Origin of the sequence: Conexibacter sp. W3-3-2, from assembly GCF_009707605.1 — a bacterium.
Classification (GTDB): Bacteria; Actinomycetota; Thermoleophilia; order Solirubrobacterales; family Solirubrobacteraceae; genus Paraconexibacter; species Paraconexibacter algicola.
In genome coordinates this window covers 4,033,470-4,055,566 of record NZ_WLYW01000001.1, presented here as the reverse complement: position 1 = coordinate 4,055,566, position 22,097 = coordinate 4,033,470, and the positions used below count along the sequence as shown (strand labels likewise).

The following is a 22,097-nucleotide window of genomic DNA, read 5'->3' as shown; positions in this document are numbered from 1 at the left end:
AGGATGAGGGGCGGCGCCGCCCGCCGCTCACACGTGCGGGTTCGTCCGCGCCGCGCCCGAGGCGAGCAGCGCATCGACCGCGCCGGCGTCGACGCCCCAGTCCCGCAGCGCCTCGACCGTGTGCTGGCCGGCCAGCGCGACCGGTCCCGGGGTCGCGCTCGGGGTGGCGGAGAAGCGCGGCGCCGGCGCCGGCTGCACGTGCCCGTCGACCTCGACGAACGTGCCGCGCTCGACGTTGACCGGGTGCTCGCGCGCCTCGTCCAGGGACAGCACCGGTGAGAAGCAGGCCTCCTGCCCGGTGAACGCCCGCACCCACTCCTCGCGCGTGCGCGAGCGGAACACCTCGGCGAAGCGGGCCTTGCGCGCCGGCCACTGCGCGATGTCGTTCTGGGACGCGACGTCGTACTCGCCGTCCAGTCCCATGACCCGCAGGACCGACGCGTAGAACTGCGGCTCGACCGCGCCGACCGTGACGTACTTCCCGTCGGCGCACGCGTACGCGTCGTAGAACGGCGCGCCGCTGTCCAGCAGGTTCGTGCCGCGCTCGGCGGACCACTGCCCGAGGTCCCGCCAGCCGAAGAAGCCGGTCATCAGCAGGGCGGCGCCGTCGACCATCGCGGCGTCCACCACCTGGCCCGCGCCCGTCGAGCGCGCGGACCACAGCGCGGCGAGGATCCCCACCGCCAGCAGCATCCCGCCCCCACCGAAGTCGCCGACGAGGTTGAGCGGCGGCGTCGGGGGCTGACCCGCCCGACCGGTCGCGTCCAGCGCGCCGGTGAGCGCGATGTAGTTGATGTCGTGGCCGGGCTCGCGGGCCATCGCCCCGTCCTGCCCCCAGCCGGTCATCCGCCCGTAGACGAGGCGCGGGTTGACCGCGTGGCACGCGTCCGGCCCGACGCCCAGCCGCTCGGCGACCCCGGGGCGGAAGCCCTCGACCAGGACGTCGGCCCGCTCCACGAGTCGCAGCACGGTGGCGACGCCGTCCGGGTGCTTGAGGTCCAGCGCGACCGACCGTCGGCCCCGGTAGAGCAGGTAGTCCGGCTGCGTGGTCTCCGGCCGGCCGTCGGCGCCGTCCACCGCGGACGCGCGGTCCACGCGCAGCACCTCGGCGCCCATGTCCGCGAGCGCCATGCACGCGAACGGTCCGGGGCCGAGGCCCGCGATCTCGATGACCTTCAGTCCGTCCAGTGCACCCATCAGCGTCCTTTGAAGTTCGGTGACCGCTTCTCCTTGAAGGCCGCGAGGGCCTCCGGCATGTCCTCGGTGCGGCTGGCGAGGATCTGCGTGCGGTTCTCCAGCTCGATCGCCTGCTCCAGCGAGCCCGCGTCGACGTTGCGGTGCAGCACCTGCTTGGTCATGAACACGCCGAACGGGGAGTTCTGCGCGATCTGCCCGGCCAGCGCCGCGGCCTCGTCGAGCAGCGCCTCCGCGGGCACCACGCGGTTGGCCAGGCCGATGCGCAACGCCTCGTCGGCCAGCACCTGACGGCCGGTGAGCATCAGCTCGGACGCCATCCCGAGCCCGACGATGCGCGGCAGCAGATGCGAGACGCCGGCGTCCGCGCCGGACAGGCCGATGCGGACGAACGCGACGTTGAACCGCGCCTGCGGCGCGCAGATCCGGATGTCCGAGGCGAGGGTGATCGCCATCCCTCCCCCGCTCGCCGGACCGTTCACCGCGGCGATCACCGGCTGGGGCAGGTTGCGGACCGTCAGCGCGAGCTGCGCGACGGTCTCCTGGCCGCGGTACGCGCTGAACACGTCGGCGCGGGAGCCGACGCCGTCGTCCTGACCGATGTCCAGGCCGGCGCAGAAGCCCCGGCCCTCCCCGGTCAGGACGACCACGCGGACCGACTCGTCCCGGCCGAGATCCTCCAGGGAGGAGAGGAACGACCGCATCATGTCCCAGGTCAGGGCGTTGAGCTTCTCCGGACGGCGGAGGGTGAGCAGTGCGACGCCGTCGCGCAGGCGCTCGACCGTGACCAGCGAGGACATGGCCCCACCCTCCCCGCCGGACCGTGCCGCCGCCACGGCCGGCCCTCGCGGACGTTGGAGAACCCCACAGCCGCCGGGCGGTCCCGGCGCGGCACCGCGTCCCGCGCGACCTAGGTTCGAGCGGTACCGCAACGTCACGCCCGGAGGCTGAACGACATGTCCTGGAACTTCTCCACGGAACCCGAGTTCGAGCGCAAGCTCGAGTGGATGCGCGACTTCGTGCGCGAGGAGGTCTACCCGCTCGAGACGCTGGACCTCGACTACCGCCAGTTCCGGGAGATCATCAAGCCGCTCCAGGACGAGGTCCGCGCGCAGGGCCTGTGGGCCGCGCACCTCGGTCCCGAGCTCGGCGGCCAGGGCTTCGGCCAGGTCAAGCTCGGGCTGATGCACGAGATCCTCGGCGGCTCCGAGCTCGCCCCGCCCGTGTTCGGCGTGCACGCGCCGGACACCGGCAACTCCGAGCTGCTCGCGATCGGGGGGACCGAGGAGCAGAAGCGCAAGTGGATGGACCCGCTGCTCGCCAACGAGATCTGGTCCGCGTACTCGATGACCGAGCAGGGCACCGGCTCCGACCCGACGCAGTTCACGACCTCCGCCGTCCTCGACGGGGACGAGTGGGTCGTCAACGGGACGAAGTACTGCGTCGGCAACGGCGACCGGTCCGACATCCACATCCTCATGTGCGTCACCGACCCGGACGCGGACCGCCACTCGCGCGCGTCGATGCTGATCATCCCCACCGACGTGCCGGGCATCACCACGCGGCCGATCTCGCTGATGAGCGACCCCGAGGACCACGGGGTCCTCCACACGCACGTCGAGGTCACCTACGAGGACGTCCGCGTCCCGCGCGAGAACCTCCTCGGCGAGCGCGGCAAGGGCTTCGCGCTCGCGCAGAAGCGCCTGGGACCGGGCCGCATCCACCACTGCATGCGCTGGATCGGCGTCTCGCGTCGCGCCTTCGACATGCTCTGCGAGCGGGCCGTGAGCAAGAGCGTCCACGGGTCCTACCTCAAGGACAAGGGCGTCATCCAGAACTGGATCGCCGAGTCGATCGCGGCGATCGAGTCCTCGCGGCTGCTGACGCTGCACGCGGCGTGGAAGATCGACGAGGTCGGCGCCACGAACGCCCGCCAGGAGATCGCGATGATCAAGTACCACTGCGCCACGTCGCAGTACGAGGTGCTCGACCGCGCGATCCAGATCCACGGGGCGCTCGGGTTCTCCGGCGACCTGCCGCTCGAGCACATGTACCGCTGGGCGCGTGCGTCACGCCTCTACGACGGGCCGGACGAGGTCCACAAGATGGGCGTCGCCAAGCGCATCCTGCGCGGCTACGAGCCCCACGACCTGCCGAGCGAGCACGTGCCCACCCGCCGGGCCGCCGCCCTGGAGAAGTACGGCGAGCAGCTCGCCGCGCTCGGCGCGCTTGCCTAGCCCGCCGCAGGCCCTGCTGATCGACTTCGGGGGCGTCCTGACCACGGACGTCCACGAGTCCTTCGGCGCGTTCTGCCGCGCCGCGGGCGGGCGGGGGGACGAGATCGCCCGCGCCTTCCGGGAGTCCGCCGCGGCCCGGGCGCTGCTCGTCGAGCGCGAGACCGGCCGGCTGTCGGAGACCGCGTACGAGGAGCGGTTCAGCGCGCTGCTGCGCGCGGACGGGCTGGAGGTCCGCGCCACCGGGCTGCTCGCCGGGATGACCGCGGCACTGCGGCGCGACGACGGGATGTGGGACGTCGTCGCGGCGGTGCGCGCCGCCGGCGTGCCGTGCGTCCTCGTGTCCAACGCGCTGGACGACGCCTCCTACGAGGGCTACGACCTCGACCGGCACTTCGACGCGGTCGTGCTCTCGCACGCTCCGGACGTCGCGTGCCGCAAGCCGTCCCGCCGGATCTACGCGCTCGCCGCGGCCCGGGTCGGCGTCGACGTCGCGCGGTGCGTCATGGTCGACGACCTGCAGCAGAACCTCGACGGTGCCGCCCGGCTGGGCGTCCACGGCGTGCTGCACCGTCGCGCCGACGAGACGGCCCCGGTGCTGCGCGCGCTGTTCGGCCTCGGGCCGGGCGGGTAGGCGGGGGCCGCCGCGGCGCGGGCGCGGCGCGGGCGCGGCGCGGGCGCGGCTCGGACCGCGGCTCGGACCGCGGCTCGCGGCTCGCGGGCGCGGCCCCGGACCGCGTCGCTCGCGCGCGCCTCGCGGGGCGCTGCCCGCGTTCTGGGTGATCTGGCGCCCATATCCGGCACTCGGATCACCCAGAACGCCCGTGTGCGACGTGCGGCCCGGGCGCGAGCGCCCACCAGCCATGCGTACTGGGTGATCCGGCACCCATATCCGGCACTCGGATCACCCAGAACGCCCGTGTGCGACGTGCGGCCCGGGCGCGAGCACCAACCAGCCATGCGTACTGGGTGATCCGGCACCCATATCCGGCACTCGGATCACCCAGAACGCCACGCAAGGCGGGCCGCGCGCCTGCCGGCCGGCCCCCGCGCGCCCGGCCGGGCGCGTCAGCCGCCGATGAGGACCTTGACGCTCGCGCCGCGGTCCAGCTGGGCGGCGAACGCGTCGGCCCACCCGTCCAGCGGGAAGCGGTGGGAGATCACCGACGGCGCGGCGTCCCAGGACGGCAGCTCGGCGACGGCCCGGGTGTGCTCGGCGACGGTGAAGCCCTGCGCGCCCCGCACCGTGATCTCCTTGTCGAGCACGCGCGTGGACGACACGGCGTCGGGGCCGAGCGTCACGGCGGCGAGCGTCAGGCGGCCGCCAGGGCGGACGATCTTCAGCCCGTCCTCGATCACCGCGGCGACCCCGGCGCAGTCCACGACCAGGTCGGCCTTGCCGGGCGTCCACGCGCCGCCGAGCAGCGGTCCCAGGGGCTCCTCCGGCGCGAGCGCGGCGTCGGCGCCCTGGCGCAGCGCCGCCTCGCGCCGGACCGGCAGCGGGTCCACCACGAGGACCGTCGCGCAGCCCGCCCGGACCAGCCAGCGGACCAGGCCCAGCCCGATCGCGCCCGCCCCGTAGACCACCACGTGATCCTCCGGCGTGACGTCGGAGACCTCGAACGCGTGCCGCGCGACCGTCAGCGGCTCGTGCAGCGCGCCCACGTCGCCCGGGACGGTGTCGGGCAGCCGGTGCAGCTCCACGCCCAGGCGCGCGCCCGGCACCACGACGAGGTCGGCGAACGCGCCCGGGACGGTCAGGCCGAGCACCCCGCGACGCCGCTGGCACAGGTGCTGCAGTCCGACCAGACAGGCCCGGCACGACGAGTCCGCGCACCCGAGCAACGGGTTCACGACCACGCGGTCGCCCGCAGCCACACCGTCGACGCCCGGGGCCTCGAGCACGGTCGCGGAGAACTCGTGCCCGAGCACCTGCCCGGGCGCGACCCGCCAGCCGCTGGAGAACACGTGCAGGTCCGAGCCGCAGATGCCACACCACTCCACGCGCAGCAGCGCGTCGCCGTCACGCAGGGGCGCCAGCGCCCGCTCCTCGAGGGCGAGCTCGCCGGGCGCCCGGAACACCAGGGCGCGGGTCGACCGGGTCGTCATGCCTGGTGCGCGCCGCCGTCGATGTTGATCGCCTGCCCGGTGATCGGCGCGGCCGCGTCGCTGCAGAGGAACGCGACGAGCGCCCCGAGCTCCTGCGTCGTGACCATCCGGCCGATCGGCTGGATGCGCAGGAACTTCGTGAGGATCTCCTCCTCGGAGGTGCCGCGCGCCGTCGCCGCCTTCGCGACCTCGTCACGGACCATCTCGGTGTCGACGAAGCCCGGGACGATGCAGTTCGCGGTGATCCCCTTGCGCACGTACTCCGCCGCGAGCACGCGCGTGAGTCCGAGGACCGCGTGCTTGGTCGACGTGTACGCGGCGGTCTGCGCGACGCCGAAGCGGCTGTACAGGGAGCCGATCGTCACGATCCGACCCCAGCCCCCTCCACCATCGCGGGCGCCAGCTCCTGGGCGAGGACGAACGCGGCGGTCACGTTGACGCGCTGGGACTCCTCGAAGTCGCCGAGCGACAGCTGCGCGCTCGGACCGTTGCGGGCGATCCCGGCGCAGTGCACCAGGACGTCGGGCTCGCGTCCGAGCGCGCGGGCCGCGTCGTGCGCCACGGAGCGCATCGCCTCCATGTCCCCGGCGTCGGCGGGCAGCGCCACCGCCGTGGCCGCGCCCGCCTCGCGCGCCGCCGTGGCGGTCTCCCCGAGCGCGTCGGCGCTCCGTGCGGTGAGGGCGACGTCGAACCCGGCGCCGGCGAGGGCGACGGCGACGCCCCGGCCGATGCCGCGGCTCGCGCCGGTGATGAGAGCGGCGTGGGACATGGCTCGACCATAGGTGCGCGACCGCGCGCCACCCCGGCCCTGCGCCGCACGGGGTTGGAGAACGCTCCAAGACCCTCGCGCCCACGCGCGGGCGCACGCGGGCGCCGGGCGCGAACCTCGTCCTCGTGTCCTCCTCCGCGTCCGCGTCCGATCCCACCGCGTCCGGCCCCGGGAGCCGCGGCGTGCCCGTCGACGGGCCGCTGTCGGCGTGGCTGACCGAGCACCTCGGCGACCCGGGCCCGTTCGTCCTGGACCGCCTCAGCGGCGGGAACTCCAACGAGACGCTGCTGCTGCGCTCCCCGACCGCCCGGCGGATCCTGCGACGACCGCCGCACGACGCCATCGACCCGAGCGCCCACGACATGGCCCGCGAGCACACCCTGCTGACCGCGCTCGCGCAGACCGACGTCCCGGCCCCGGCACCGCTGGCGCTGATCGACGACCCGGCCGTCGTGCCTGCCCCCGCGCTGGTCATGGAGGCGGCCGAGGGCCACGCGCTGCTGTGGGACCTACCGGGCGACCGGGTCGCGGACGCCGCGACGCTCACGGGCATCGGCGAGGCGGTCATGGACGCGCTCGGCGCCCTGCACCGCGCGGACTGGCGGGCCGCCGGCCTCGACGGGTTCGGCCGCCCCGACGGCTTCCTCGACCGGCAGGTCGGCCGCTGGACGCGGCAGCTCGACCGCTACCGCGTGCGCGAGCTGCCCTGGCACGCGGAGATCGCGTCGTGGCTCGCCGCCCACCAGCCGGCCGACGGGGAGCCGGGGATCCTCCACGGCGACTTCCACCTCGACAACTGCCTCGTGACGCTCGGCGAGCCACCGGCCGTCGCGGCGATCATCGACTGGGAGATGGCCACGATCGGCGACCCGCTGCTGGACGTCGGGCTGTTCCTCGGGTTCTGGGGCGACGAGCGCCCCGCCACCCCGGCGATGCCGAAGGTCCAGGCGGTCACCCGTGGCGCGGGCGCGCCCGGGCGCGCGGTCCTCGCCGCCCGCTACGAGGAGGCGTCGGGTCGCTCGCTGGAGCACCTGGACTGGTACATGACGCTCGCGTTCTGGAAGCTCGCGACGATCGTCGAGGGCGCGTACGCGCAGTTCCTCGCCGGCGCGCTGACGACGCCGTACGCGCGCGACCTCGAGCACGACGTCCCGCGGCTGCTCGAAGAGGCCGCGACGTTCGCCGGGCTGCGCTGAGGCCCGCGAGCGAGCACCAGCGGCACGCGCGGTCGTGCCGCCCGTCGGGTCGAGCGCGACGCCCAGCCGCGCGCACCGGCGCACGGCGGGCCCCGGCACCTTCGCGCGCGGCGACGACCGGCCGGCCATCGCCGCGCGCCGCGCGTCTCAGCGCAGGGCCCGGCGCCCGAGCGTCGTCGACAGCGCGACGGCGAGGACGAGCACGACGCCGTTGACGACGTCCGTGTAGGTGAACGCCAGGCCCCCGACGATCAGGCCCTGGGAGACCCAGACGAGGAACGTGCCGCCGATCAGCGCACCCCACACCGTGAAGCGCCCCGTCGACAGCACCACGGTCGACAGGAACGCGGCGGCGAACGCGGGGAGCAGGAAGCCGACCCCGGCGTCCGGGGAGGCCGAGCCCTGGTTGGCGGCGAGGATGACACCGGCGAGCGCGGCGAGCAGGCCGCCGAGCACGAACGCCCGGATCGTCTCCTTCTCCGGGTTGACCCCGGCCAGCCGCGCCGCCTCCGGGTTGGAGCCGGTCGCGTGCAGGTACCGGCCGTAGGTCGTGCGCGTGAACAGCACCCAGACCAGCAGGCCGACGACGAGCAGGATCCCGATCGTCCACGAGGTCGTCTCGATCCAGCCGTCGACGCCGAGCACGCCGACCGCGAGCCCGAGGACGAGCAGCGTCACCAGGGCGCAGATCGCGTCCCAGGTTCGCGGCGAGCGGTCCGCCGGCCGGCGGCGGCGCAGCGCCAGGAACCCCGCGAGCGCGACGCCCGCCACCCCGGCCCAGAGGATCGCGGCCGGGAACTTGTGGCCGAACGCGCCGATCGAGTCGGGGCCGGTGAACCAGCCCGGGAGCGGCGCGGAGTCGTCGGTCGGCGAGAGCTGCGTGCCCTTGCCGTAGACGGACGCGAAGCCGCCGAACAGTCCGCCGGTGCCGAGCGTGGCGATGAACGTGTTGACCTTCAGCCGCATCACGAGCAGCCCGTTGACGAGCCCGCCGAGCACGCCGATCCCGAGGCAGACCGCGAGCACGAGCGCGAACGGCCAGTCCTCGTTGATCTTCAGCCCGATCGCCAGGAAGGTCGTCAGCGTCGCCATGCCGCCGACCGACAGGTCGAACTGTCCGGCGATGAGCGTGCCCATCACCGCGAGCCCGAGGATCAGCACGGGCGCGTTCTGGTGGATGTCCAGGAACCGCGCGTCGGTGCTCGCGAACGTGTCGCCGAGCCAGATCACGTAGACGGCGAAGACGATCAGGAACGCCACGAACGTGATCGAGCCCTGGAAGCCGGTGGAGCCCAGGAACCGGCGGACGGCCCCATCGCGGGGCGCGGCCGCCGTCGCGGGGGACGCGCTCGGCGGCGGACCGGCGTGGGCGGGAAGGACCTCGGGGGTGGACATCAGATGAACGCCTCCAGCGCGTCGGGGGTGATCTCGTCGATGGCGGTGAAGTCGCGCAGCCGACCCTGCTCCACCACGGCGATGCGGTCGCAGACCGCGAACAGGTCCTCGGAGTCCGAGGAGATGAGCAGGACCGCGGCGCCCTCGGCGCGCAGCCCGCGGATCAGGTCGTAGAGCGTCTCGCGGGTCTGCACGTCGACACCGCGGGTCGGCTCGCACAGGACGTAGACGTCGGGCCGGCGGAACATCGCGCGGCCGAACACGACCTTCTGCTTGTTCCCGCCGGAGAGCGTGCCGAACGGCGCCTGCGGATCCCCGGGGCGCACGTCCAGCCGGCCGACCATGTCGTGGGCGTCGCTGCGCTCGGCGCGACCGCGCAGCAGCCGGGTCGCCCGGCCGCGCCACGACGGCAGCGCGGAGATCGTCAGGTTCGCCTGGACCGACAGCTCCGCGAAGCCGCCCTGGGACTCGCGGTGCGGAGGCACGAGCGCGCTGCGCACGCCGGGCGCGCGGACCACGCGGCCGGCGGTCGGTCGCAGCGCGCCGTGGGCGAGGTAGCCGACGTCGTGCAGCCCGGAGCCCGCGAGCCCGGTCAGCCCGACGACCTCGCCGGCGTGCACCGTCAGGTCGACCGGGCCGCAGCGCCCGGCGCACGCGCCCTCCAGGCGCAGCCGCTCCTCGCCGCGGTCGTGGGCGGCGAGCACCGGCCCGCCGTCGGGTCGCTCGTGCGCGACGAGCAGCTCCACCAGTCGCGGGCGGTCGAGGCCGGCGGCCGCCACGTCGGCGGCGATCACGCCGTCGAGGATCACGACGATCCGCTTCGTGGCGTCGAGGATCTCGCTGAGCTTGTGGCTGACCATGATCACGGTCGCGCCGTCGGCGGCCACCGTGTCGCGCAGCGTCCGGATCAGCCGCTGGGCATCGCCGGGCGGGAGCGTCGACGTGGTCTCGTCGATGAAGAGGACGCGCGCGCCGCGGTCGAGGAGCCGGGCGACCGCGACCAGGGTCTTCTCGCCCGGGGACAGGTCCCCGACGAGCGTCGTGACGGGCCGGTCCAGCTCGACCCGGGCGAGCGCCGCCTCGGCGGCGCGCCGCTCCCGGCCGCGGTCCAGCAGCGGGCCGAGGCGCCGCATCGGCGCCTCGCCCAGCCGCAGGTTGTCGACGATCGGCAGCGCGTCGACGAGCCCGAGGTCCTGGTGGATGAAGCCAACCTCGGGGCGCTCGGCGAGGCTGCGGACCGCTTCGCCGGCGTAGGTGATCTCCCCGGCGGAGCGCTGGTACACCCCGCCGAGGATCTTGATCAGGGTCGACTTGCCCGCCCCGTTGGGTCCCATGAGCCCGACGAACTCGCCGGCCTCGATCCGCAGGTCGATGCCGCGCAGGACCTCGTTGCGACCGAAGCTCTTGCGCAGCCCGCTGATGGCGATGTCGTGCGTGCTCATGGTGGTGATCCCGGGACGGTCAGCGGGCTACCTGCCCCACTGCTCCTTGAACATCGCCTCGTAGTCGAAGTCCGCCGGGGCGAAGAACCCGTCGGTGACCTGGGCGGCGTTGTCCTTGGTGACGAGGGCGACGGGGAGCTCGGTGGACTCCCACGGCTGCTTGCCGGCCTTGATCCGCGCGACCTGGTCCATGGCGCCCCAGGAGGCGTACGGGAACGGGGCGGCGGTCGTGGCGGCGGCGACGCCGCTGCCGTCGGCGATGAGCTTCACGAAGTCCGGCGACGCGTCGTAGCCGGTGAGCTTGAAGTCGTCGCGGCCCTGCTGCTGCGCGGCCTTGGCGAACGGGATCGACGCGGGGTCGTACGGTCCGGCGACGAAGTCGAGCTGGCCTGCCGGGTTGCTCGCGAGCATGCCGGTGAACGTCGGGGCACCGGCCTTCTGCAGGTCGGAGGTCGGGAAGTCCGCGTTCTCCACCTCGCAGTCGGGGCAGAGCCGGGCGAGCTCGTCGGTCATGTTCTTGCGGCGCGCGGCGACGATCGGGAACGACTTGTCGTCGTACGCGACGATCTTCGCCTTGCCGCCCTCGGCGTTGGCCGCCATCCAGGCCCCGATGGCCTTGCCCTCGGAGATCCCCCCCGGAGGTCACGTCGGTGACGGTGCCCGCGAAGGCGGGGTTGACGCACATCACGCACGAGATCGGGATGTCGGCGGCCGCCGCCGCGTCGACCGCGGCCTTGATCGACTGGGCGTCGATCGAGACGAGCACGATCGCGTCGTACTTCTCCTGGACGGCCTGCTGGACGAAGCCCGCCTGCTTGGCCGGCGTGAACTCGCCGTCGAAGATCGGTGACGGCGTCCAGCCCATCGCCTTGGCGGCGGCCTGGACGTCCTTCGCGCCCTGCAGGCAGTTGATGCCGGCGTTGCCGCAGCTGATGACCGCGACCTTCCCGGTCCCCGGGTCGAACGGCTCGTCGGGCTGCGGGAACTCGACGCCGGTGAGCTTCGTGTACTTCGCGACCTCGGCGGCGGCGTCGCCTCCGGCGGTGTCGGGCGACGCGGCCTGCGTCGTCGTGTCGCCGGACGACGCCGGCGTGCTGCTGCTGTCGTCGTCGTCGCCGCACCCGGCGGCGAAGACCAGTGCGGCGAGCGCAGCGCCAAGCGCTGCTCGCCCACGGAACGTGGAACCCATCTGAAACCTCTCCTGACTCGACACCGCCGCTGACCGACCGGCCGCGGCCTTGTTCGAGACCGACGCTAGGCGGTCTACTGACCGCCTGTTCAGGAGCCGTCAGGCAGGCTTGTGGACATTTCTAAGGCCGCCCGAAACCTCGCTGTACGCAGGGACTTCCTGCGGCTGGAGGCGCGCGGCGAGGAGCCGCGCGGACCAGCTGTCGGGGTCGGCCACGAGCTGCGTCCAGGGGCCGGCGGCCGGACGCAGGTCGCCCTCCACCAGGCCTTCGGGAAGGACCAGCGCGAGCTCGCTCGCGCCGCCGTCCAGGGCGGCGGTGACGGTGCGCGTGACGACCCCGGAGGACTCCGGGCCCTCCCAGTCGACGTCGATCAGGACGCGCTCGGACACGGGGTCGGTCGGACCGCCCATGGTCGTGTAGCCGTCGGGGATCTCGGCGGAGATCGGCAGGGCGCGACGCTCGTCGCACCACGCCAGGAGCCGCGCGACGCGCGGGCCCGGCTGCGCCGGCACGAGGCGCACGTCGCCCGCGGCGATGATCCCGGCGACGCCGTCGACCGCCACGAGCTCGCCCTCGCGGATCGTGCGGCCGTCGAAGTGCGCGACGGCCGCCGCGGGATCCACGTCGAGTTGCTTCACGCCGCAGACGGCGGGGCGGCCGATGCCGCGCGCGACGACCGCGGCGTGGCTCGTGCGGCCGCCGACCGCGGTGACGATCGCGACCGAGCTGATCATGCCCGCGATGTCCTCGGGTGAGGTCTCGGGCCGGATCAGCACGACCTTCTGGCCCGCGTCGGCGAGCTCGGTCGCGCGGGCGGTGTCGAACACCGCGATCCCCACGGCCGCCCCCGGGGAGGAGGGCGTCCCCTCACCGAGGACGTCGAGCTGTTGCTCGCGCGCGAACACCGGGGCCTGGAGCTGCGTCATCGCGGCGACGGGGACGCGGTCGATCGCGTCCTCCATGGCGATGAGGCCCTCGTCGACGAGGTCGACCGCGATGCGCACGGCGGCGGCCCCCGAGCGCTGACCGGCCCGCGCCTGCAGGATCCACAGGGTGCCGCGCTCGACCGTGAACTCGACGTCGCACATGTCGCGGTACGCGGCCTCCAGGCGCGGGAGCGCGGCCTCGAGGTCGGCGTACACGGCGGGCATCTCGATCCGCAGCGTGTCGAGCGGCTCGGTGTCGTGGCCTCCGGCGACGACGTCCTCCCCCTGTGCGCGGGCGAGGTAGTCCCCGTAGGCCTGCGGGGACCCGGTCGCGGGGTCGCGCGTGAACACGACGCCAGTCCCGGACTCCTGGGGGTAGGTCCCGAACACCATCGCCTGCACGGTGACCGCGGTGCCGAGGTCGTCGGGGATCCCCGCGTAGCGGCGGTAGCGCTGGGCGCGCCGGCTGTCCCAGGACCGCCAGACCGCCTGGATCGCCTCGGACAGCTGCTCGCAGGCGCGCTGCGGGAACGGGCGTCCGCTGTGCTGCGCGATCGCCTCCTGCAGGCGCGCGCACGCGTCGCGCGGGGCGAGGTCCTTCGGGGCGGCCGCGGCGACGAGCTCGCCGTCGATGCCACGCACGACGGTCGCGAAGGTCTCCAGCAGGCGGCGGAAGAGCGTGTAGGCGAACGTCTCGTCCTCGGTGGCGGCGGCGAGGCCGGCGGCGGTCTCGTCGCTGAGGCCGAGGTTGAGGATGGTGTCCATCATGCCGGGCATCGACACCGGCGCCCCGGAGCGCACGGAGACCAGCAGGGGGTCGTGCGGGTCCTCGAAGCGCCGGCCCAGATCGGACTCCAGCCAGCTCACGCACTCGGCGAGCTCGGAGGCGATCTGGGCGGGGATGCCGTCGGCGTCCGCCTCCCGGCGCGCGCGCCAGCCGTCGGTGGAGATCGTGAACCCGGGCGGCGTCGGCAGGCCGAGCGCGCGCATGCGCACGAGGCTCGCGCCCTTGCCGCCGAGGAGCGCGGGGTTCTCGACGGGCGACTCGAAGGTGTGGATGAACCGGCGCACGGTGTGGGTTCCCGCTCTGGACATGAGCGCATCGTCGCGGCTGCGTCCCGGGTGGTCGCCTCGTACCCATCGGACCGTTGGCGATACCTCCAAGGACGCGCACGCGCCGTCTGCGGCACGTCCGTCTGCGGCGCGCAGGATCGCAGAGTGCGCGCATCCGCGTGGGGAAACGTCACCGCGGCCTGCGTCGTGTCGGTGGCGGCCGGCTGGAACATCACGGCGGTCGGCGCGGTCGCCGACCCGCTGGCCGCGCACTACGACGCGTCGCTGTCGGCCATCGGCCTGCTGGGGTCCGCCCTGTGGTCGACGCATGCGCTGCTGCAGGCGCCCGCGGGCGCGCTCGTGGACCGGGTCGGGGCACGACCGGTGGCCGCGGGAGCGGCCGGGCTGCTGCTGGCGGGCAACCTCGCGGCGCTCCTCGTCGAGGGCGTGGCGGCGGTCGCGCTGCTGCGCCTGCTCACCGGTGCCGGGTGCGGGGCGACGATGGTCTGCGCGTCGCTGCGCGTCCGCGCTGCGGGCGCGCGCGGGCAGGGCGCGGTCGGAGGCGCGGTGAGCGCGGGCGGCGCGCTCGCGGTGGCGACGGGACCGGCGCTCGTCGACGTGGTCGGGTGGCGCGCCCCGTACGTGGGCGGGGTCGTGCTCGCGGTGCTCGCCCTCGTCGCGGCGCTGACCGATCGACGTGCGGGTCCGCGCCCGGCCGGGGGTCGCGGCCGGGCGGTTGCGGGGATCGGGCCGGGGCGACGGGCGCTGCTGCCGCTCGGGGCGGTGCTCGGGATCACGATCGTCCTGAGCTTCTCGCTGGGGAACTGGATCGCGACGATCCTCGACCGTGTCGGGGCGTTCGGACCGGTCGCGGCCGGGGTCGCGGGGGCCACGGTCCTCGCGGGATCGGTCCTCACGCGGCCGCTCGGCGGCGTCCTCGTGACGGGACGGCCGCGCGGGTTCGCGCGCGGGCTGGTCCTCGGCGCGCTGGTGGCGGCGGCTTCCGGTGCCGCGCTGCTCTCGGTCGCGTCCTCCCCGGAGCTGCTCGTCGTGGCGATGGTCACGCTGGGCCTGGCCGCCGGGCTGCCGTTCGCGGCGGTGGTGGACGCGGCGGCCCGTCGCTCGCCCGCGACGCCCGGGGCGGCGGTCGGGTTCGTCGGGACGACCGGCACGCTCGGCGGCCTCGTGGCGATCGCCGCGCTGGGGCCGGCCGTCGAAGCGGGCGCGGTGCGCGAGGTGTTCGCGGCCCTCACCGTCCTGACGCTCGGCGTCGCCGTGCTGTTCGCGCACACCTCGCGGGCCTCGGCGCGGTGATCCGTCTGCCCGCCGCGGCGCCCGCCCCGGGATCGCGCCGCGCCGCCGGTGCGCGCCGCGCGGTCGGCCGAGGGCCCCGGCCGACCGCGTCCGCCGTACTGGGTGATCAGCGGACCACATACGGGCCCCGGCTCACCCAGAACGCCTCGGGCAGCGCGACGGACGCCGCAGCGCGACCCGCCGCCCCGGAGGAACCACATGTGCCGCCCGCCCGCCGAACTGGGTGACCGCAGGACCACATACGGGCCCCGGATCACCCAGAACCGCGGGGAGCGTCGCCGAGGCCCCGGCCCGCTCGCCGAACTGGGTGACCGCACGACCACATACGGGCCGCAGATCACCCAGAACCCGCACCGGCGGCCGGCTGGCCGGCCGGGTCAGAGCTCGAGGACGACCTTGCCGACCGCCGCGCGGTCCTGCAGCACCCGCAGCGCGTCGGGGGCGCCCTCCAGCGGGAAGCGCGGGCCGACCACCGGCCGCACGACGCCGCGGGTGATCAGCGGCAGCAGCGCGGCGTGGACGGCCTGCGGCATCGACGGGTCCACCCGCGTGTACGGCCCCCACGCGGCGCCGACGATCTCGGTGTTCGTCAGGAGCAGGCGGTTCACGCGCACCTCGGGGATCGGGCCGCCGGTGAACCCCACGACGATCACGCGCCCGTCGACGGCCAGGCAGCGCAGGCCGTCGACGAAGCGGTCGCCGCCCACCACGTCGAAGACGACGTCGACCCCGCGCCCCGCGGTCCGGGCGCGTACGGCGCGCGCCCAGCCCTCGCGGACCAGCACGACCTCGTGCGCGCCGGCGGCGAGCGCGGCGTCCGCCTTGTCGGTGCTGCTGACGAGCCCGATGACCCGCGCCCCGAGGCCGACGCCGACCTGGACGGCCGCGGTCCCCAGGCCGCCGCCCGCGCCCTGGACCAGCAGCGTCTCCCCGAGGCGAGCCGCCCGCGCAGGCGCAGCGCGAAGTAGGCGGTCTGGTAGTTCATGACCAGTGCCGCGCCCTGCGCGTCGTCGAGCTGCGGCGGCAGCGGGAAGGTCGTCGTCGGGTCGGCCGCGACCTGGGTCGCCCAGCCGCCGAAGAAGGTCGCGGCGACCACGCGGTCCCCGACCGCGAAGCGCCCGCCTTCCGGCGCGCGCGCGACGGTCCCCGCGACCTCCACGCCCGGGATGAACGGGAGCGCCGGGCGCTCCTGGTAGCGGCCGGTGCAGTAGAGGAGCTCGGGGAAGGAGACGCCGGCGGCCGTCACGTCGACGAGGATGCGCGTGCCCTGCTCGTCGTCGGGCGTCGGCAGGTCCTCCTCGAGGCGCAGGCCCTCGGGGCCGTCGAGCGCGACGCAGCACTGCGCCCTCATCGGCCGCTCACCCGACCAGGACCTTCAGCGACGTGTCGCGGTCCAGCTGGGCGAGGAACGCCTCGGGCGTGCGCTCCAGCGGGAACGTGTGCGAGATGAAGAGCTCCGGGTCGACGTCCCCGTCCTGCAGGGCCTGCAGGACCATCGGGAACTCGTCCTTGTAGGCGAACGAGCCGCGCACGTGCAGCTCCTTCTCGACGATCCGGTCGGGCACGAGCTCGATCCGCGCCCCGTACATGGCCGCCAGCACCAGGGTGCCCCCGTGCCGCACGGACTTCAGCGCGTCCTTGAAGCCCGCGGCGACGCCGGCCGCGTCGATCACGACGTCCACGCGCGCCCCGAGGCCCATGCCGCCCGGCCCGGTCAGCGCGCGCATCTCCTGCGTGACGTCCTGGGCGAGCGGGTCGACGACGATGTCGACGCCGAGCCTGCGCGCCGCCTCGCGGCGCAGCGGCGAGGGGTCGGACAGGACGATCGTGCCGGCGCCGCGCAGCCGCAGGAACCGGGCGACGCCGAGGCCGATCATGCCGCCGCCGAGCACGAGGACCGTGTCGTCCGGGCCGGCGTCGGCGAGCCGGACGGCGCGCAGCGACACGGCGAGCGGCTCGACGAGCGCCCCCGCCCGGTCGCTGACCGAGTCGGGCAGCAGGAAGACCGTGTCGCCGAGCGCCGCCCGCGGCACGAGGACCCGCTCCGCGAACCCGCCCGGGGTGCCGTAGCCGATGTTGTCCTGGGCTCCGGACTCGCACAGGTGCACGTCACCCGCGCGACAACGGTCGCAGTTCAGGCACGGGGTCAGGGGACGGACCGTGACGCGGTCCCCGACGGCGACGCCGGCGACGCCCGGGGCCTCGAGCACCACGCCCGAGAGCTCGTGGCCGAGCACCTGTCCGGGGACGGCGGCGAAGCCCTGCTTGTAGCTGTGGAGGTCCGAGCCGCAGATGCCGCAGGTGCTGACCTCGAGCACGAGCTGGCCGTCGGCGGCGACGGGGTCGGGGCGCTCGACGACCGCGAGCTCGTGGGGGGCACGCCATTCGACTGCTTGCATGCCCCCATCAGAGCGGGGTCGTGTCACGCGCGGGGACGGCCGGCCGACGCGCGTTGTCGAAGCCTCCAGTGCTCGCGCGGGGACCGCTCCTCCCGGCGCGACGGTCGCGGCAGCATGCGCGTCATGACCACCGCGCAAGCCACGATCCAGGCCGTCGTCTTCGACTGGGACGGCACCCTCATGGACTCCAAGGCCGCCCTGCTGGCCAGCTACCACGAGGCGACCACGAAGGTCCTCGGCGAGCCGTTCCCGGTGGAGCACGCGGACATCGAGCAGATCGTCCAGCTGCGCGCCCTGGAGTCGTTCACGATCATCGCCAGGGGCGACCAGGAGGTCTACGACCGCGTCGCGGAGGCGTTCCACGACGCGTACCGGCGCAACGCGCAGACCACGCAGCCGTTCCCGGGGACGATGGAGATGCTGCGGGCGCTCAAGGACGCGGGCCTGAAGATCGGGATCGCGACGTCCAAGGCGCGGGCCCGGATGGACCTGGAGGGCGTGCGCACCGGGATCAACGACCTGGTCGACTTCTCGGTCACCGGGGACGACGTCCAGGACGCGAAGCCCGCGCCCGAGGCGGTCGCCCGGGCGATCGCGGGGCTCGGCGTGGAGCCGGGTCGCACGCTCTACGTCGGGGACGGGCCCAACGACGTGATCGCCGGGAAGGGCGCGAGCGCCATCACCGTGGGCGTGTCGTTCGGCTTCCACCCCGCGGAGATGCGCGAGGAGCACCCCGACCACGTCGTCGACACCCCGGGCGAGATCGTGGCGCTGGCCCGCCCGTAGGCGCGTACGGTGCACGGATGACCGTGCGCCGGATCGTGCCGAACCTCGCCGGGGACCCGTCCGCGGCGAGCGAGCTGTTCGTCGACGTGCTCGGCCTGGACGTCGCGATGGACCACGGCTGGATCGTCACCTACGCCGCCGGGCCGGTGACCGAAGCCCGCCCCCAGGTGAGCGTCATCCGCGAGGACGCCACCGCGCCGGTGATCCCGGTGCTGTCGGTCGAGGTCGACGACGTGGACGGCTGCCACGCCCGCGCCGTCGAGCGCGGCTACGAGATCGTCCACCCGCTGACCGACGAGCCGTGGGGCGTGCGGCGGTTCTTCGTCCGCTCGAAGGGCGGCGCCGTCGTGAACGTGTTGCAGCATCGCTGAGGATGTGCGACCGTGGTCGTGGGCCTGCGGCCCGCTCCATGCGCAGCTGACCTCGCCATCACCCTGACCTCGCCGCCCGACCCGGGTGGCCGACGTGATGGCCCGTCCCGTCCGCTGCCGCATCCTCCGGAGGTCCGGTTTGTCGTTCCTGCTCGACGCCCACGGCGTCACCGTCTCGTACGGCGAGCGCGTGCTGCTGCACGACGTCTCGCTCTCCCTGTCGCGCGGCGATCGCGTCGCGCTGGTCGGCCCGAACGGCTCGGGCAAGTCGACGCTGCTGCGCGAGCTCGCCACCCGCTGCCCGCAGGCCGGGCTGCTGCCGCAGACGATCGAGGACGCCCCCTCGGTCCGGGCGCTGCTGCTCGCGCGCAGCGGGGTCGCGGCGGCGGCCGCCCGGCTCGACGGCCTCGACGCGCGGCTGGCCGCGGGCGACCTGTCGGTCGTCGACGCGCACGCCGCGGCGCTCGAGTCCTGGATGGCGGTCGGGGCGGCGGACGTCGACGCGCGGATCCCGGTCGCGATGGAGCGGGTCGGCCTGCCCGCCTCGCTGCTCGAGCGGCCGATCGCGTCGCTGTCGGGCGGGCAGGCCGCCCGGGCGGGGCTCGCGGCGCTGGCGCTGACGCGTCAGGAGGTCCTGCTGCTGGACGAGCCGACGAACCACCTCGACGCCGACGGCCTGGAGCTGCTGCGGGCGCTGGTGCTGGAGCACCGCGGTGCGTCGGTGATCGTCTCGCACGACCGGGCGTTCCTCGCCGCCCTCACCACCCGCGTGCTCGAGCTCGACCGCGGCGAGGCGACCGTCTGGGACGGCGGCTGGGCGGTCTACGAGCGCGAGCGCGCCCGCGCCCGGGCGCGGGCGGTCGAGGAGCACGCGACCGCGGTCGCCGAGCGCGACCGGCTGCGCGCCGTCGAGGTCCGCCGCCGCGAGGCCGCGCGCGCCGGGGCGGCGCGGGCCCGCAACAGCGCCGCGACGAACCCGGACCGGTCGCTGCGCCACCTGTTCTCCGAGAGCGCCGAGAACGGGATGGGCGCCTTCGGCCGGCGCTCGCAGCAGGTCGAGGTGCCCGAGAAGCCGTGGGAGGAGTCCGCCACCCGGCTGCTGCTCGACGCCGCCGACGGCGGGACGGGCGTCGCCCTGGTCGGCGCGGTGCTGCAGGTCGGCGACGTCGTGCTCGGCCCGGTCGACCTCGACGTGCCCCCGGGGCGGCGCGTGCTGCTGACCGGGCCGAACGGCTCGGGGAAGACGACGGTGCTGCGCGCCCTGACGGGGGAGCTTGCGCCGGTGCGCGGTCGGCGGACGGGCGGACGGGTCGCGGCGCTCGGGCAGGAGCGGGGGGCGCTGGACCCGTCCGCGGCGACGCTCGTCGGGGAGCTCCGTCGGGTGAGCGGCCTGGACGAGCAGGCCGCCCGGGCCGCGCTCGCCGCGGTCCGCCTGGGGCCGTCGGCGGCCGTGCGCCCGGTCGCCACCCTGTCGCCGGGCGAGCGGACGCGGGCGGAGCTGGCGCTGCTCGCCCACGCGGGCGCGGCGTGCCTGGTGCTCGACGAGCCGACGAACCACCTGGACGTCGAGGCGCTGGAGGTGCTTGAGCTCGCGCTGCGTGGCTGGCGCGGCGGGCTGGTCGTCGCCACGCACGACGCGCGGTTCCGGGACGCCCTGGCGCTCGACGTCGTCGAGGACGTCGGCCGCTGGCGCCGGTGAGCGGCGTCCGGCGGGCGACGGCTCGCCGGACGCCGCGCCGGTGCTCAGCCCGTGATGTCGACCACGATGCGGCTGCCGCCGGTGTCGCCGCGCTGGACGCGCGAGACGCCCTCGACGACGTCGGCGAGCGGGATGACGTCGCCGACCACGCGCGGGAGGACGAGCGAGCCGCTGGCCATCGCCTCGACCATCTCGCGCACGTCGGAGGGCTCGTTGCCGTAGGAGCCGACCATCTCGCGCTCGCGCAGGACGAACGTCATCAGCCGTCCGGCGATCGCGCGGGCGTCGGAGAGCCCGACGATCACGGCACGGCCGCGGTCGTCCAGCGAGCGCACCGCGCCCTCGACGGAGTCCTCGCGCCCGACGAACTCCAGGGCGACGTCGACGCCGCCGAGCTCGGCGATGCGCTTCAGCGCGACGTCCGGGTGCAGGGCCTCGTCGGCGCCGGTCTCCAGCGCCCACGCCTGTGCCTCGGGTCGCGGGTCGACGGCGATGACCGACGACGCACCCAGCCATCTGGAGAGCCCGACGGCGCTGAGGCCCAGGCCGCCGGCGCCCCAGACGGCGACGCGCGACCCGGACGTCACCCCGCCGCGGTTGGCGACCGCGTGGTAGGCGGTCGCGACGGAGTCCGTGGCGACCGCGGCGAGCTCGTCGCTCAAGGTGTCGGGGAGCGGCACGAGGTTGCGGACCGGGACGACGGTGAGGTCCGCCCAGCAGCCCTCGACGTCGGCGCCGATGCACAGGCGCTCCTTGCACATGCACGACCAGCCGTTGCGGCAGCGGTCGCACGCCATGCAGGTGACGAGCGGCATGATCGCCACGCGCGTCCCGACCGCCGGCCCGTCGGTGTCCGGGCCGAGCGCCTCGACCCGTCCGGCGGGCTCGTGCCCGAGCACGATCGGCGTGTAGGCGGTCTTCGCGGTGCCGTCGAGCACGAAGTGCACGTCGGACCCGCAGATCCCGACCTTCGAGAGCGAGATCAGCGCCTCGCCCGGTCCGGGCTCGGGCTCGGGCCAGTCGTCGCGCACCGACAGGCCGGACGGGGTGAGGACGGCGGCGCGCACGTCAAGCGCCCGCCGTCGCCGGGACCGGCGCGAACGCGAACGTCGCGGCGGGATTGGCCACGAGCATCTGCTGGATGTGCTCCTCGGCGATGCCCTCCTGACGCATCCACGGCACGAACCGCCACAGCAGGTACGTGAAGCCGGGACCGCCACCGTAGGAGGTGAAGTACGACCGCCGCGCGATGTCGGAGCCGAGCACGATCCGGTCGGCGAAGCCCTCCTCGCACAGCCGCGCGAGGAACTCGATGCGGTGCAGGTCGAGCTCGTAGCGGTCCTTGGAGATGCAGTCGTAGCCGATCCGGAAGCCCGCCTGCACGACCGCGAGGTGGTCCTCCCAGACGAGCCGCCGGTCCTGGTGGCCGATGACGACGTGCGCCGGGTCGGCGCCCGCGTCGAGGAAGATCCGCACCTGCTCCAGCGGCACCGTGCCCGCGGTGGTGTGCGTGGTGATCGGGGCGCCGGTCTCCCGCTGCACGCGGGCGGCGAGGCGGAGCATGCGCTCCTCGTCGGGGTGGACGGCCTCGCGGCCGGTCCCGACCTTGATGACACCGGCGCGCACGTCGGGCGCCTCCGGGAATCCGTGCAGCAGGTCGCGGGTCATCTCCGCGTGGAGGTCCTCGTCGGAGATCGCTCCGACGTCGACGACGCCACGCCAGTAGCCCTCCATGATGTGCCCGGTCGCCGCGACGACGTGGACGCCGGCCTGCCGGGAGATCTCCGCGAGCTTCGCCGCGTCGCGCCCGTACTCCGGGCAGGACACCTCGAGCATCGCGTTCCCGCCCGACTGCTTGAACAGGCGGAGCTCCTCGACCGCCTTCTCGACGCTGTCCAGCCGGAGGTCCTCGAGGCCCTCCGGGCTCGACGCGAGATGCGGGCCCGCCTCGCAGATCAGGTGCTCGTGGGCGTTGGTGACGCCGAGCTGCTCGGGGGGATGTCCCCGAGCACGGTGCGCA

Annotated in this window: 17 protein-coding genes and 4 pseudogenes; 7 read left to right on the top strand and 14 right to left on the bottom strand. The window is 74.7% G+C overall.

Annotation, left to right across the window (positions count from 1 at the left end; translation table 11 throughout):
* Window positions 1-27: 27 nt before the first annotated feature.
* Entirely contained in the window at window positions 28-1,197 is a 1,170-nt protein-coding gene (locus tag GKE82_RS19445) for a CaiB/BaiF CoA-transferase family protein (RefSeq protein WP_154734461.1), read from the bottom strand.
* Window positions 1,197-1,994, bottom strand: coding sequence for an enoyl-CoA hydratase/isomerase family protein (locus tag GKE82_RS19440; protein ID WP_154734460.1), 798 nt, complete (start codon window positions 1,992-1,994; stop codon window positions 1,197-1,199). Before GKE82_RS19440 ends, GKE82_RS19445 begins: the two co-directional genes overlap by 1 nt.
* A 156-nt stretch (window positions 1,995-2,150) precedes the next feature.
* On the opposite strand from GKE82_RS19440, the gene GKE82_RS19435 reads away from it, so the two are divergent.
* A complete protein-coding gene (locus tag GKE82_RS19435; protein ID WP_107568686.1) occupies window positions 2,151-3,431 on the top strand; it encodes an acyl-CoA dehydrogenase family protein in 1,281 nt (426 codons plus the stop codon).
* Entirely contained in the window at window positions 3,424-4,062 is a 639-nt protein-coding gene (locus GKE82_RS19430) for an HAD family hydrolase (protein ID WP_154734459.1), read from the top strand. The genes GKE82_RS19435 and GKE82_RS19430 overlap by 8 nt, the downstream gene beginning before the upstream one ends.
* A gap of 434 nt (window positions 4,063-4,496) precedes the next feature.
* Here GKE82_RS19430 and GKE82_RS19425 read toward each other — a convergent pair whose 3' ends face one another.
* On the bottom strand, window positions 4,497-5,537 hold the full coding sequence (locus tag GKE82_RS19425) for a zinc-binding dehydrogenase (protein WP_154734458.1): 1,041 nt from the start codon (window positions 5,535-5,537) through the stop codon (window positions 4,497-4,499).
* 65 nt (window positions 5,538-5,602) lie between these two features.
* Window positions 5,603-6,306: pseudogene (locus GKE82_RS29060) on the bottom strand (SDR family NAD(P)-dependent oxidoreductase); the annotation flags it as partial.
* Between the two features lie 125 nt (window positions 6,307-6,431).
* On the opposite strand from GKE82_RS29060, the gene GKE82_RS19410 reads away from it, so the two are divergent.
* Window positions 6,432-7,502, top strand: a complete 1,071-nt coding sequence (locus GKE82_RS19410) for a phosphotransferase family protein (protein WP_309233710.1) — start codon at window positions 6,432-6,434, stop codon at window positions 7,500-7,502.
* Between the two features lie 147 nt (window positions 7,503-7,649).
* On the opposite strand, the gene GKE82_RS19405 is transcribed toward GKE82_RS19410, so the two are convergent.
* From GKE82_RS19405 to GKE82_RS19385, 5 genes and pseudogenes are all read right to left on the bottom strand, one after another.
* Window positions 7,650-8,897, bottom strand: coding sequence for an ABC transporter permease (locus GKE82_RS19405; protein ID WP_154734455.1), 1,248 nt, complete (start codon window positions 8,895-8,897; stop codon window positions 7,650-7,652).
* On the bottom strand, window positions 8,897-10,339 hold the full coding sequence (locus GKE82_RS19400; protein WP_154734454.1) for an ATP-binding cassette domain-containing protein: 1,443 nt from the start codon (window positions 10,337-10,339) through the stop codon (window positions 8,897-8,899). Before GKE82_RS19400 ends, GKE82_RS19405 begins: the two co-directional genes overlap by 1 nt.
* 27 nt (window positions 10,340-10,366) lie before the next feature.
* Entirely contained in the window at window positions 10,367-10,951 is a 585-nt protein-coding gene (locus GKE82_RS19395) for a substrate-binding domain-containing protein (protein WP_309233824.1), read from the bottom strand.
* A gap of 133 nt (window positions 10,952-11,084) precedes the next feature.
* Window positions 11,085-11,204: pseudogene (locus GKE82_RS31620) on the bottom strand (hypothetical protein); the annotation flags it as partial.
* A gap of 423 nt (window positions 11,205-11,627) precedes the next feature.
* Complete coding sequence (locus GKE82_RS19385) at window positions 11,628-13,550, bottom strand: pyruvate, phosphate dikinase (protein ID WP_154734452.1); 1,923 nt, start codon at window positions 13,548-13,550, stop codon at window positions 11,628-11,630.
* A gap of 123 nt (window positions 13,551-13,673) precedes the next feature.
* Here GKE82_RS19385 and GKE82_RS19380 point away from each other — a divergent pair, with 123 nt between their 5' ends.
* A complete protein-coding gene (locus GKE82_RS19380; protein ID WP_154734451.1) occupies window positions 13,674-14,822 on the top strand; it encodes an MFS transporter in 1,149 nt (382 codons plus the stop codon).
* 377 nt (window positions 14,823-15,199) lie between these two features.
* Here the strand turns inward: GKE82_RS19380 and GKE82_RS29055 are convergent, their stop codons facing one another.
* The 3 genes and pseudogenes from GKE82_RS29055 to GKE82_RS19370 form a co-directional block, all read right to left on the bottom strand.
* On the bottom strand, window positions 15,200-15,670 hold the full coding sequence (locus GKE82_RS29055; protein WP_309233823.1) for a zinc-binding dehydrogenase: 471 nt from the start codon (window positions 15,668-15,670) through the stop codon (window positions 15,200-15,202).
* Between the two features lie 260 nt (window positions 15,671-15,930).
* Window positions 15,931-16,173, bottom strand: a pseudogene (locus GKE82_RS29050) (alcohol dehydrogenase catalytic domain-containing protein); the annotation flags it as partial.
* A gap of 7 nt (window positions 16,174-16,180) precedes the next feature.
* Entirely contained in the window at window positions 16,181-17,221 is a 1,041-nt protein-coding gene (locus tag GKE82_RS19370) for a zinc-binding dehydrogenase (protein WP_107568677.1), read from the bottom strand.
* Between the two features lie 123 nt (window positions 17,222-17,344).
* Here GKE82_RS19370 and GKE82_RS19365 point away from each other — a divergent pair, with 123 nt between their 5' ends.
* The 3 genes from GKE82_RS19365 to GKE82_RS19355 all read left to right on the top strand — a co-directional run bounded on the left by GKE82_RS19365 (window position 17,345) and on the right by GKE82_RS19355 (window position 20,077).
* Window positions 17,345-18,007 (top strand): HAD family hydrolase, encoded by a 663-nt coding sequence (locus tag GKE82_RS19365; protein WP_196189337.1) that lies wholly within the window; start codon window positions 17,345-17,347, stop codon window positions 18,005-18,007.
* 17 nt (window positions 18,008-18,024) lie between these two features.
* Window positions 18,025-18,378 carry a VOC family protein gene (locus GKE82_RS19360; protein WP_154734449.1) on the top strand — a complete coding sequence of 118 codons (354 nt, stop codon included), beginning with the start codon at window positions 18,025-18,027 and terminating at the stop codon, window positions 18,376-18,378.
* 139 nt (window positions 18,379-18,517) lie between these two features.
* A complete protein-coding gene (locus tag GKE82_RS19355; protein ID WP_196189336.1) occupies window positions 18,518-20,077 on the top strand; it encodes an ATP-binding cassette domain-containing protein in 1,560 nt (519 codons plus the stop codon).
* A gap of 44 nt (window positions 20,078-20,121) precedes the next feature.
* On the opposite strand, the gene GKE82_RS19350 is transcribed toward GKE82_RS19355, so the two are convergent.
* Both GKE82_RS19350 and GKE82_RS19345 read right to left on the bottom strand, forming a co-directional pair.
* The gene (locus GKE82_RS19350) at window positions 20,122-21,144 is read right to left on the bottom strand and encodes a zinc-binding dehydrogenase (protein ID WP_154734447.1); all 1,023 of its coding nucleotides are present in this window, start codon (window positions 21,142-21,144) and stop codon (window positions 20,122-20,124) included.
* Window position 21,145: 1 nt separating this feature from the next.
* A pseudogene (locus tag GKE82_RS19345) lies at window positions 21,146-22,060 on the bottom strand (phosphotriesterase); the annotation flags it as partial.
* Between the last annotated feature and the right edge of the window lie 37 nt (window positions 22,061-22,097).

Excerpts from the sequence above, each read along its gene's own strand:
- GKE82_RS19445 (WP_154734461.1), bottom strand. The coding sequence starts at position 1,197 with ATGGGTGCACTGGACGGACTGAAGGTCATCGAGATCGCGGGCCTCGGC.
- GKE82_RS19440 (WP_154734460.1), bottom strand. The coding sequence starts at position 1,994 with ATGTCCTCGCTGGTCACGGTCGAGCGCCTGCGCGACGGCGTCGCACTG.
- GKE82_RS19435 (WP_107568686.1), top strand. The coding sequence starts at position 2,151 with ATGTCCTGGAACTTCTCCACGGAACCCGAGTTCGAGCGCAAGCTCGAG.
- GKE82_RS19425 (WP_154734458.1), bottom strand. The coding sequence starts at position 5,537 with ATGACGACCCGGTCGACCCGCGCCCTGGTGTTCCGGGCGCCCGGCGAG.
- GKE82_RS19405 (WP_154734455.1), bottom strand. The coding sequence starts at position 8,897 with ATGTCCACCCCCGAGGTCCTTCCCGCCCACGCCGGTCCGCCGCCGAGC.
- GKE82_RS19400 (WP_154734454.1), bottom strand. The coding sequence starts at position 10,339 with ATGAGCACGCACGACATCGCCATCAGCGGGCTGCGCAAGAGCTTCGGT.
- GKE82_RS19385 (WP_154734452.1), bottom strand. The coding sequence starts at position 13,550 with ATGTCCAGAGCGGGAACCCACACCGTGCGCCGGTTCATCCACACCTTC.
- GKE82_RS19370 (WP_107568677.1), bottom strand. The coding sequence starts at position 17,221 with ATGCAAGCAGTCGAATGGCGTGCCCCCCACGAGCTCGCGGTCGTCGAG.
- GKE82_RS19365 (WP_196189337.1), top strand. The coding sequence starts at position 17,345 with ATGACCACCGCGCAAGCCACGATCCAGGCCGTCGTCTTCGACTGGGAC.
- GKE82_RS19360 (WP_154734449.1), top strand. The coding sequence starts at position 18,025 with ATGACCGTGCGCCGGATCGTGCCGAACCTCGCCGGGGACCCGTCCGCG.